The 10,607-nt window shown below is 71.8% G+C and carries 12 protein-coding genes; 3 read left to right on the top strand and 9 right to left on the bottom strand.

Features of this window, described 5'->3' with window-relative positions:
- The 3 genes from ACWDZ4_RS34735 to ACWDZ4_RS34725 form a co-directional block, all read right to left on the bottom strand.
- Window positions 1-1,187, bottom strand: a 1,187-nt coding sequence (locus tag ACWDZ4_RS34735; RefSeq protein ID WP_451512375.1) for a DEAD/DEAH box helicase, incomplete at its 3' end; no start/stop codon positions are given.
- Window positions 1,188-1,408: 221 nt separating this feature from the next.
- Window positions 1,409-1,612 carry a cold-shock protein gene (locus ACWDZ4_RS34730; RefSeq protein WP_006604711.1) on the bottom strand — a complete coding sequence of 68 codons (204 nt, stop codon included), beginning with the start codon at window positions 1,610-1,612 and terminating at the stop codon, window positions 1,409-1,411.
- 318 nt (window positions 1,613-1,930) lie between these two features.
- Window positions 1,931-2,278: a MerR family transcriptional regulator gene (locus tag ACWDZ4_RS34725; protein WP_451512374.1), complete on the bottom strand. Its 348-nt coding sequence runs from the start codon at window positions 2,276-2,278 to the stop codon at window positions 1,931-1,933.
- 882 nt (window positions 2,279-3,160) lie between these two features.
- Between ACWDZ4_RS34725 and ACWDZ4_RS34720 the strand changes: the two genes are divergently transcribed.
- Window positions 3,161-4,522, top strand: coding sequence for a DUF4158 domain-containing protein (locus ACWDZ4_RS34720; RefSeq protein WP_451512373.1), 1,362 nt, complete (start codon window positions 3,161-3,163; stop codon window positions 4,520-4,522).
- Here the strand turns inward: ACWDZ4_RS34720 and ACWDZ4_RS34715 are convergent.
- Window positions 4,464-5,117 (bottom strand): CatB-related O-acetyltransferase, encoded by a 654-nt coding sequence (locus tag ACWDZ4_RS34715; protein ID WP_451512372.1) that lies wholly within the window; start codon window positions 5,115-5,117, stop codon window positions 4,464-4,466. The two genes, ACWDZ4_RS34720 and ACWDZ4_RS34715, sit on opposite strands and share 59 nt — an antisense overlap.
- A gap of 99 nt (window positions 5,118-5,216) precedes the next feature.
- On the opposite strand from ACWDZ4_RS34715, the gene ACWDZ4_RS34710 reads away from it, so the two are divergent.
- A complete protein-coding gene (locus ACWDZ4_RS34710) occupies window positions 5,217-5,921 on the top strand; it encodes a TetR/AcrR family transcriptional regulator (RefSeq protein WP_451512371.1) in 705 nt (234 codons plus the stop codon).
- Window positions 5,922-6,098: 177 nt separating this feature from the next.
- On the opposite strand, the gene ACWDZ4_RS34705 is transcribed toward ACWDZ4_RS34710, so the two are convergent.
- Complete coding sequence (locus ACWDZ4_RS34705; RefSeq protein WP_451512370.1) at window positions 6,099-6,386, bottom strand: hypothetical protein; 288 nt, start codon at window positions 6,384-6,386, stop codon at window positions 6,099-6,101.
- 556 nt (window positions 6,387-6,942) lie between these two features.
- On the opposite strand from ACWDZ4_RS34705, the gene ACWDZ4_RS34700 reads away from it, so the two are divergent.
- Window positions 6,943-7,623 (top strand): hypothetical protein, encoded by a 681-nt coding sequence (locus ACWDZ4_RS34700; RefSeq protein ID WP_451512369.1) that lies wholly within the window; start codon window positions 6,943-6,945, stop codon window positions 7,621-7,623.
- Here the strand turns inward: ACWDZ4_RS34700 and ACWDZ4_RS34695 are convergent.
- The 4 genes from ACWDZ4_RS34695 to ACWDZ4_RS34680 form a co-directional block, all read right to left on the bottom strand.
- The gene (locus tag ACWDZ4_RS34695) at window positions 7,543-8,484 is read right to left on the bottom strand and encodes a cytochrome c oxidase assembly protein (protein WP_451512368.1); all 942 of its coding nucleotides are present in this window, start codon (window positions 8,482-8,484) and stop codon (window positions 7,543-7,545) included. The two genes, ACWDZ4_RS34700 and ACWDZ4_RS34695, sit on opposite strands and share 81 nt — an antisense overlap.
- Before the next feature lie 23 nt (window positions 8,485-8,507).
- The gene (locus tag ACWDZ4_RS34690) at window positions 8,508-8,993 is read right to left on the bottom strand and encodes a DUF2243 domain-containing protein (protein ID WP_451512367.1); all 486 of its coding nucleotides are present in this window, start codon (window positions 8,991-8,993) and stop codon (window positions 8,508-8,510) included.
- 216 nt (window positions 8,994-9,209) lie between these two features.
- Window positions 9,210-9,755, bottom strand: coding sequence for a DUF1360 domain-containing protein (locus ACWDZ4_RS34685; RefSeq protein ID WP_451512366.1), 546 nt, complete (start codon window positions 9,753-9,755; stop codon window positions 9,210-9,212).
- A gap of 189 nt (window positions 9,756-9,944) precedes the next feature.
- Entirely contained in the window at window positions 9,945-10,565 is a 621-nt protein-coding gene (locus ACWDZ4_RS34680) for a DUF6629 family protein (protein WP_451512365.1), read from the bottom strand.
- Window positions 10,566-10,607 lie beyond the last annotated feature (42 nt).

The raw sequence follows: 10,607 nt of genomic DNA, 5'->3' as shown, positions 1-10,607 counted from the left end.
GTACGGCCGCCGCGGTGCAGGTAGTCCTTGTGGTCGGTCGGCGGGTCGACGTTGACGACCAGGTCGAGGTTGTCGACGTGGATGCCGCGCGCCGCGACGTTGGTCGCGACCAGTACGGTCACGTGTCCGGTCTTGAACTGGTCGAGCGTGCGCGTGCGCTGCGGCTGCGACTTCCCGCCGTGCAGCGCTGCCGCCCGTACGCCGCTGGCCAGCAGGTGCACGGTGAGCTTGTCCACGGCGTGCTTGGTGTCCAGGAACATGATCACCCGGCCCTCTCGGGCGGCGATCTCCGTGGTCGTGGCGTACTTGTCGGCGCCCTGGACGTGCAGCACGTGATGTTCCATCGTCGTGACCGCGCCCTGCGACGGGTCGACCGAGTGGACCACCGGGTCGGTCAGGTAGTTGCGGACCAGCTTGTCGACATTGCGGTCCAGGGTGGCCGAGAACAGCATCGTCTGGCCCTCGGGGGCGACCTGCTGGAGCAGTTCGGTGACCTGGGGCATGAAGCCCATGTCGGCCATCTGGTCGGCCTCGTCCAGCACCGTGATCTTCACCTTGTCCAGGCGGCAGTCACGGCGCTCGATCAGGTCCTTGAGCCGGCCCGGGGTCGCCACGACGACCTCGGCGCCGCTGCGCAGCGCGCCGGCCTGGCGGCCGATGGACATACCGCCGACCACTGTGGCGATCCGCAGCGCCAGCGACCGGGCGTAGGGGGTGAGGGCGTCGGTGACCTGCTGGGCCAGCTCACGGGTGGGTACGAGCACCAGCGCCAGCGGCTGGCGCGACTCGGCGCGCTGCCCGGCCGTGCGGGCCAGCAGCGCCAGCCCGAAGGCCAGGGTCTTGCCCGAGCCGGTACGCCCGCGGCCCAGGACGTCGCGTCCGGCCAGCGAGTTCGGCAGCGTGGCGGCCTGGATCGGGAACGGCACCGTCACACCCTGCGCGGTGAGCGCCGCCAGCAGGGGCGCGGGCATGTCCAGGTCGGCGAACGCCTCGACCGCGGGCAGGGCGGGCGTCGTACTGACCGGCAGGGCGAATTCCCCCTGGAGGCCGGCGGGGCGGCGGCCGTAACCACCGGAACGGCTCGGAGCGCCCTGACGGCCGGGGACCTGCGAGCGGAAGCCGCCACGGCTCGCGCCGTCGGTGCGGGTGCGGGAATAGCTGCCGTTGGAGCCGGCTGTGCGGTTCATACAGAACCTTCCTCGATGCGGCACGTATCAAGGAATTCCCGGCAGCAACGGAAAGCGCAGAGAATTACAATAACGAGCCAAGAAAAAACGACCCTGCTCCCGAGCCGGGAGGGGAAAATGTCCACTCGTAATGTCATGGGCACGAGCGAGCCCTCAAAAAAGCAACGAGCCGGGGCCCGCACCCCAAGGTGCGGGCCCCAGCTGCGTCGTACGCTTCGGCGTCAGGCGGGAACGATGTTCTCGGCCTGCGGGCCCTTCTGGCCCTGCGTGACGTCGAAGTTCACCTTCTGGCCCTCCTGGAGCTCACGGAAGCCCTGGGCGGCGATGTTCGAGTAGTGGGCGAAGACGTCGGCGCCGCCGCCCTCCTGCTCGATGAAGCCGAAGCCCTTTTCCGCGTTGAACCACTTCACGGTGCCAGTAGCCATGTCATATCTCCTTCGGGGCAGTGCCCAGGGGTCCGCACTGTGCGAGCCCCGAGTCGCCGCGATGATCGCCCCTCCGGAAAACAGCACCGGAAATATAAAAGTGTGCCTGCCGACATGAACGGCAGGCAAGAACACTTGAAGTCTTCGGGAACCACAACTGCAACTGGCATTTACCGTAGCACGACTCGGACATCGGGGCGCGGCAAGTAATATCGCTCGGCCGGGGAGCCCATAAATCCTCGTCGCGTATTGCGCTAATTTCTGTCGCGGCGGTCACAGATATTAATTGTGCCCGTCGGCTCGCGTCCGCCCCTCCGGTCAAGGGCCGGGGGACTCGCCCGCCTCCGCGCCGGTCTTGCGCAGTTCCTCGTTGAGGCGCAGGGCCTCTTCGAGTTGATCTTCCAGGATGACGATGCGGCAGGCGGCCTCGATCGGCGTACCCCCGTCGACGAGTTCGCGTGCGCGGGCCGCGATGCGCAGCTGGTAGCGGGAGTAGCGGCGGTGACCGCCCTCGGAGCGCAGCGGCGCGATGAGCCGGGCCTCGCCGATGGCGCGCAGGAAGCCGGGAGTGGCGCCGATCATCTCGGCCGCCCGCCCCATGGTGTAAGCGGGGTAGTCGTCGTCGTCGAGTCTGCTGTTCGTCTGCGGTGTGGTTTCTGGGGTCACTTGCACCTCTCACGGGACGCGTCGATAGACCCCGGTGCCGTGCGGCACCGGGGCCCGTAAGGGTTGAACACCATCTATCGGCGCTCGGCGCCGACTCTTGTTCTTCCGCACGTCCGCCGAAGAGGCCGGAGATGCGTGGATCGTGAATGCTTGACCGGGGACCACCTTCCCATCCGGGGCCTGCGGTACCTGAGCGAACTGGATCCTCACTCAGGCGATCCTGATGGCGTCTACTCCTCTCTTGCTGATCTGTCTTTCTTCACTGCTCTTCGTATGGTTCCGCCGGCGGCCCTGGGGCCGCCCGGCCCGGCAGTCAGCAGTGAGACCTTCACGCACTTCCCGGCCCCACGACTCCACTGCCGTGCCGTGTACTGCTCGCACCAGTTCGTCTTCGCCTGTGGTGCGCTGTGCTGACTTCGTCGGCTACACCAAAAACTCTAGCCACAGAGAAACCAGATGTCTACCTTCGCCACGGCAGATTTCTCGGCGGCGTGGCGAGAGCTATTCCAGCGCATCCCGGATCGCGGCGGGAAGGAGGGCAGTTCCTCACCTCGGCACTGGTGGAGGGCGTCACGACCCACGGCCCGGCCACACCCGCGTACAGCTCACGCAGCCACGGACGGGGGTCGGCGAGCCTGCCGCTGGCGCCGGGCGGCACGGTCGACTTGGGCACCGCCCGGGGAACGGGCAGCAGACTCCCGACCTGTTCCGGCACGGCTGTGACCCGGGACAGATCCGCGGACCCGTCGGTTCCGGCCCTGTTCTCGTATAGCCACGGCCAACGGACATGTAGCGCTGCGCGAATGCTGTGGTCGTCGTTCTCCCTCGCTGGGCGTCTCGTTGAGCTGAACGAGTGATCTCGGGTGGGGCAGAGGAGTACGGGTGCGGCAGGACTGGGAGCCGGAGGACCTGATCGAGGTCTGGACGCTGCACGAAGACGACAAGAAGCGGGTGCGGAACACATCCGGGACGGCCAGGCTCGGCTTCGCGCTGTTGCTGGAGTTCTCCGAGGTGGAGGCCCGGTTCCCGGAGTCGGCCAAGGAGGTCCCGGCCGCCGCGCTGGAGTACGTGGCCCAGCAGGTCGAAGTGCCCGCCGCCGCGTGGCCGGACTACGACTGGCAGAGCAAGGCGATCCGGCGGCACCGGGGCGAGATCCGGGCGGCGTACGGGTTCCGGGCGAACGCCGAGGAGGACCAGGACCGGGTGGCCGGGTGGCCGGCGACCGAGCTGTGCCCGGTGGAGCTGTCGCGCGACCGGCCGGCGGCCTCGGTGGTGGCCCGGTGCCGCGACGAGCACATCGAGCCCCCGGCCCCGGGGCAGGTCCGGCGGCTGGTCGGCAAGGCGGTCAAGGACTTCGAGGAGCGGTTCTGTCGCAGCACCCTGGACCGCCTCAGTCACGCAACGCGCTCGCGGCTGGAGGACCTGGTCGCGGGGGAAGGCGCCGACGGTGACGGCGCGGCGGCCGGGAGCGGGCGGTCGCACTTCACTGAGCTGAAGGCGGACCCCGGGGCGCCGGGGTTGGAGAGCTTGCTGACCGAGGTGAACAAGCTGGGGCGGGTGCGGCGGCTGGAGCTGCCCGCGGACCTGTTCGCCGACGTGTCGGAGAAGCTGGTGGACACCTGGCGGGCGCGCGTCGAAGGAGTGGCCGGCGAACCTGGAGCGCATGAAACCGCCTCGGCGGCTGACCCTGCTGGACGCTGTGCCATGTCCGGCAGACGGAGGGTAGCCGTCCCGGCCGACGAACGTCGGGGACAGCCGCACGAGGGGACGGCCCTGCGCTTCGGCGAGGGCGCGCGCAGCACAGGCGCCGATGTCGTAGAGGTACAGGTCGGCCGGATCGTCGTCGTAGGCGGCGCGCAGTTGCGGGAGCGCCTGGACGGCGTCGTCGAGGAAGAGGCTCGCCGCGGTGACGGGATCGGCAGGCCAGTCGCTATCCGCGACGGGCAACGTGGAGGTGCAGGGCACCAGCTCCGCGCCGGCGGAGTCGATCCGGTCGGCCACGAACGGGTCTTTGGCCTGGGGACCCGGTGTCCGCGGGCCGCCAGCTCACGGATGAGCGCGAGGCAGGGCAGGACATGGCTGACGATGGGGACGCCGACCACCGACATGGGCGCGGCGACGGAACATGGGCGCTCACTCGTTTCCGGCGCCGGACGGCTGCGGGCGGTGGGGCGAGGACGCGGTGTCAGGGCTGGTCGGTCTGCGCGGCGGCCTCCTCCAGATCGGCGACGGTCCCCGACATGATCGTCCGTACGTGCCTGGTGATGTGCCGCACGGGCCAGTCCCACCACGCCACGGCGAGGAGCCGGGCGATGTCCGCGGCGTCGTAGCGGGTGCGGATGAGCCGGGCGGGGTTGCCGCCGACGATGCCGTAGTCGGGGACGTCGCCGGTGACCACGGCGCCGGCGGCGATGATCGCGCCGTGACCGATGCGTACACCGGGCATGACCGTGGCGCCGTGGCCGAACCACACGTCGTTGCCGACGACCGTGTCGCCCCGGCCGGGCAGGTCGGTGATCAGGTCGAAGTGCTCCGCCCAGGATCCCCCCATGGTGGGGAACGGGAAGGTGGACGGACCGTCCATGCGGTGGTTGGCGCCATTCATGATGAACCGGGCGCCCGTCCCCAGCGCGCAGTATTTGCCGATGACCAGCCGCTCGGGACCGTAGTGGTAGAGCACGTTGCGCGTCTCGAACGCGGTCGGGTCGTCCGGATCGTCGTAGTAGGAGAAGTCACCGATCTCGATCAGCGGCGACTTCACCAACGGCTTGAGCAGGACCACGCGCGGGTGCTCGGGCATCGGGTGGAGCGCGGTGGGGTCGGCGGGAACGGGCGGCATCGTGGAGGCGGTTCCTCTCCAGTGGACCTAGGGCGACAACTGTCGCGTTAAGATGCTGGCACAGCCCAGACCCCTTGATCAACCGGATACTGATTGCCGATGACAGACCCACCGGCCACGACGTCGGACCGCCGTCCGGGCGGTCGCACCGCCCGCATCCGCGCCCAGGTTCTCGATGCGGTGCGCGCCGAACTCGCTGAAGGCGGTCACGAAGGACTCACGGTGGAGGGTGTCGCGACGCGGGCGGGAGTACACCGCGCCACGGTCTACCGGCGTTGGCGCGATGTCGGCGGCCTGCTCGTCGACGTCATCGGCGCCGCCGGCGAGATCGACTGGCAGCCGCCGGACACCGGCTCCCTGCGCGGCGATCTGACGGCCCTCAACCAGGAGATCCAGGAGTCCCTGGTCGTACAGCCGTCGTTCGCCGTCGCCCTGATGGCCGCCTCGTTCCACTCCGGACAGGCCGCGCGGGCCCAGACGCAGCTGTGGGCGGACCGGTACGCCCAGTGCGAGATCCTCGTCGAGCGCGCCATCGAGCGCGGCGAACTCCCCGCACAGCACACGGACGCGCGGAGCCTGCTGATCGCCGCCACGGCGCCGCTCTACCACCAGCTGGTGCTCCTGCGTGCCGATCCGGACCCGCAACTCCCGGAACGGGCCGCGGAGGCGACAGTCCTGGCGGCTGCCGCGGGTGCCTTCTCCGCCCGTCGGGAAGAGAGCGGGCGATCGAGGCGCTGTACCACCGGCCCTCGCGCGAGGCCCGACACCGAGCATCACGCAGCGCTGCATGGCCGTTCGCCGTAGTTATACGAGAACAGGGCCGTTCCGGGCGGCGTGCCCACGGTGATCAGCACGGTGGCGGAGGGCGCCCGCCGGTGGCTCTCCGCAAGGCCGCCGGTGGATCGCAGCCTCCCGGTGGCCGGCGGCAGGACCGGGGCCGCGGGCGCGGTGTGCCCGGCTGGTGGTGCGCCGGTGGTGCGGTCAGCCCCGGCTCAGGAACGCGCCGATTTCCTGGTGCAGCTGAACCGGAAGACCGATGCCCCACCGTTGCGCCGCTTCGCAGGCCAGGCCGTGGCTCCACTGCCGGCTGCGCTGTGCCGCTGTGCGTACCGCCTCCTGGTGTGCGGGGGCGGTGGTGGCGGTGTAGCGGTCGCGGTCGGACACGAGCAGGCCGTCTTCGAGGGCCCGGCTGGGCGTGAGCCAGTGCGCCGTGGAGTCGCGCGGCAGTCGGCACAGCTGCAGTTGCTGCGGGGCGATGACGCTGTGCAACAGGGCGTGGGGGCGCGGGCGGTCTCGCCGCGGGCCGGCACGTGGGCGAGCACGAGGGTCCGGTCGGCGAGTTCGCCGGTGAGCCGCTGGGCCGTGGTGAGCGGCCCGGGCGGCCGGAAGCCGGAGAGTCTGCGCGCCGCCGCGGTCAGGCGCCCGCCGCGGTCGAGCAGGACGGCGGCGCCCGGCGCGGGCAGGTGCACCTGTCCGCTCCGGGAGGGGACTTCCTTGATGCCGGGGCCGGCGGGCTCGACGTGGAACTCCCCGCGCACGAGGTCGTCGGCGTGGGCGTCCCGCACAGAGAGGTACGCCTCGATGTCGGAGTGGGCGCCGGCCTCACCGAGGGTCCACGAGCCGTACAGCAGGACGCCGTCCAACCGCTGGTCCGACCGGGCGATCGCGCGCAGCCGCTCGATGCGGCGGTCCAGGGCGGGGACGGGCGGCATGGGGGGCATGGGGCTGATCTCTCCCGAGCTGGTGCGAAGGCATACGGGCGGGGCCCGGCAGCTGCTGCCGGACGGCTGGTCTCGGACCGGGTTCGCGTGCTCAGGAAACGCCCATGCGCGCACGCAGGAGCTTCGCGATGTCGGCGGCGGGGAATTCATGCGCCGTGAAAGGCACACGTCTGGAGTTCGACGGCTGGATCGCCGGTGTCGGAACCTCCTCCGGCACCCGGGTGGTGCTCGGGCACTGGGTCCGGTCGCCGTTCGGTCCGTTCAGCGACGTCATGCTCGAACAGGCCGACGGCACACGTCTCCTCCTCGCACCGACTCGGCCGATCGGCGACTTCGTCGCCGGCGTCTACACGTTCGACCAGGTGCGGGTCGTACCGGTGACGGTGAGTGTGGAAGGTACGTCCTGGGCTGTCGAAGCCGGGCCGCTGGAGCTGCGTTTCACGGTGGGTGCGCGGGGCCCTCTGGGGCTGCTGCTGCGGGCGGTGCCCCGTCCGCTCGCCACCCGGCCGGCGTGGGCGGCGCTGGTGGACTTTCCCGCCCGGCTGCTGCCCGGCGTACGGACCCGGGGCAGCTCGGGCCCCGGCCGCCGGGGGTGGTACGGCGCGCTGGATCTCCGGCCGGTCACCGCCGCCGCGGCCGTCTTCGAGGGAAACGGCCTCGGCCCGCTCGCTCCGGTCGATCCTCCGGTGCGCTTCGGGTTCGGTTCAGTCCCCCGGCCTCCCGCCCTCACACGCGTCGTCACCACGGTGGAGCTGCGCGGGCACCGGGACGACTGCTTGGGGTGAGGACGGACACGTGCCGGCGACCGCTTCGGGCCGGGTACGCGCCCGGGTCCGCGGAGGTCTGTGGGCCGGGGCGGCAGCGGGACTGCGCCGGCGCCGGTCCCGGGCCGCCCGGGCGCGGCCGGTGGCGGCGTACCACTGCGCCGCCAGTGCGGCGCCGAGCGCGGCCTCGACCAGGTCGCCGCCGTAGTACATCAGCTGGGCGCCGGTGCGCAGGTCGGCCTCGGTGAAGGCGGTGCCGGGCGGAGGCATGGCGTAGAGGGTCTTGGCGAGGACGGCGTGGGCCGCCCCGGCGGCCAGCAGGGCGGCGCCGCGCCAGGCCAGGCTCCAGCGGCGGCGCAGCGGGTCGAGTCGGCAGACGGCGAAGGTGAACAGCAGCCCGGCGGCCAGGACATGGAGGTGGACCGCGGCGCGCAACAGGGGCCGGTCGTGGGTGGCGGCGAACAGCGGGGTGCGGTAGAGGATCCACAGGCCGCCGACGTCCAGCAGAGCCGCCAGCGGCGGGAAGACCAGCCAGGCGGCGGGCCGGGAGTGCGCCGTCGCCAGCAGGCCGCGGCGGGCGGGTCCTGGAGGCAGGGTGCGCAGGACGAGGGTGAGAGGCCGGGCCAGGACCAGCAGCAGAGGGGCGGCCATGGCGGCGACGAGGTGCTGGGCCATGTGGGCGGTGAACGCTCCGCCCGGTGGCGTGACCGTGGCGGTCGCGGCCAGTGCGATGCCGCCGGCGGCGAAGGACGCGTCCCGCCGGCGGGGCCAGGCGTCGCCGCGGCGGCGCAGACGGGCGGCGGCCGTCAGGTAGACGGCGACGGCCAGTACCGCGCCTGCCGCGGCGAGCAGTTGGGCCGTTCCGGGGACCGCGTCGGCCAAGGCGGGGTGGGTGTGAGCCGGTGTCACCCGGCCGCCCGCCCGCTGGGCGCGTGGCGCGCCGCACGGACGGCCAGGGCGCCGCCGACGGCCAGGAGGACCAGGGCGGCGCCGTTCCAGGCCAGGTCGTAGGGGGTGATGTCGACGCCGTAGCGGATCTGGTGCAGGCGCAGCAGCTTGTGGTCGACGACGCCGTCGAAGAGCTGGAAGGCCCCCAGGCCCAGGATCAGCCCGGCCCGGGCGTGTGCCGGGGCGAGCGCGCGGCGGCGGCGCAGGTCGGCGTACAGGGCGGCCCCGGCGACCAGACCCAGCAGTTCGGCGGTGTGCAGCAGACCGTCCGAGAGCAGGCCCACGGACAGCGTGGAACGGTCGTAGAAATGGTGCCAGGCCAGGATCTGGTGGAACACGATCTCATCGACGGCGGCCATGAGCGCGGCGCCGAGCAGCGCGCAGACGGCCATCGACCGGCGGGGGCGGGCGTCGGACACGGCGGGCCGGGCCGGTTCGCTCATGGGCTCTGCTGCCTTCCTGACGGTGGTGGCGTCGTGACCGATGGGCACCGGGCGGTGCGGTGGAGCGCTCCGGTCACCGTCCCGGGCGCTCCCGGAACGCCGGGGCGGGTACGCCCGGTCCTGCGGCCGCGCCGGACGCCCCACGCGGTGGGGCCGGGCCGAAGCTGCTGCTGCGGCGTGTTCGGACGGGGGGACCCACGGCGTGGGCGGGCCGGCTCAGGCCTTGGTGGCCTTGCCGACGAGCGTGCTGTAGGCCAGCTGCATGGTGTCCGCCGCCGCCAGGGCGGTCAGCGCGCCCGTCGCCGTCCTGGTCGCCCGCGGCCAGATCAGCTGGGCCGCGGTCAGCGTGGTGACCACCCACACGCTCAGGCAGAACGGGCAGGTGACGAGCTCACCGACCGCTTCCTTGCGCCTGCCCCCGCGGCTCTTCTCGCTCAGCTCTGCCGGGCCCGCCGGCCCCTCGAACTCGGTGAACGGAGCGCGCAGCGGACTGGTCACCGACCCCTTGCTCAACAACCTGCTCAGCCGGAACGTGGCCGCGGAGATCAGCACCAGGTCCCGGGGGTCGGGGCGGCTGGGCAACGGCCGGCCCGAGCGGCGGACCAGAGCCGTCCATCCGGCCGCGTACGCGCCGAACGCGGCCAGCGAAGCGGCGTAGCCGGGGAGCGGGCGCTCCTCGCCGGCCGAGTAGTGGTGGCGCTCACGGCGCAGGACGCTCTTGAGCAGCCGTACCCCGCCGCCGAGTCCGGTTTCACGATCCATGTTTCTCACCTTCCGTTCAGTCGGACGGGTCTGCGCGAAGCCGCCGGGAAGAGGCGGGCACGTCGTCCGTACCCGGAGCGGGATCTCTCATGATCATTCTTCGGCGCGACACCTAGGTGGCACGGTACCCAGTCTGCGCAGCACGACTCACGGCTGATCCATACCGGGCGGGGACCGGGGCAGACCGCGTCAGAGCCCTGCGGCCGGTGTGCCTGGCGGCGCGGAGGCCGCCGGGCACCGGTGGTGCCACTCGAGCGGAACGACCGGGCACACCGCCGCGAACGCGCACCAGGCGGAGATGAATCCCGGCCGCCACAACGCCGCGCATACCGCCGCCCCGAAGGCGACCAGGGCCCCGAGCAGCCGCAGTCGGCGGTCGTCGGTAAGGAGCAGGGAGCCGACGGTGGCAAGGAAATAGCCCGCGACGAGCAGCGCCGGATGCGGCAGGTCGAGTACGTAGCCGAGCGTGCGACCACGGATCTCGGCCGTCACGGGGCGGGTGGCGGGGCAGTACGCGAGTGACGCGGCCGTCGCGACCGCGACGGCCAGGGGAACCAGCAGACGCCGACGGGCGTGCGGCGGCGCGGCGCACACCACGCCCACCGGCACCCACAACGCCGGCAGGGGAAGGGTGATGACGGCCCAGGCGACGGTGGCAGGGCCCGTACCGCCGCCGGAGCGCCGGATCACCGCCTCGATGATCCGGTGTGTCCCCAGGAGCAGCGGAAGCGCGGCCAGCGGCAGGTCGCGCGCCCGGCTTCGGCGTACACAGGTCCCTCCGTCACCCGTTCGGTTACTCCTTGCGCACAACTGCAAGCCCAGTGTGCAAAATTGGCGAGTCTAGACCCTCGA

Source organism: Streptomyces sp. NPDC003016, assembly GCF_053591455.1.
This window is presented reverse-complemented; position numbering and strand designations above follow the sequence as displayed.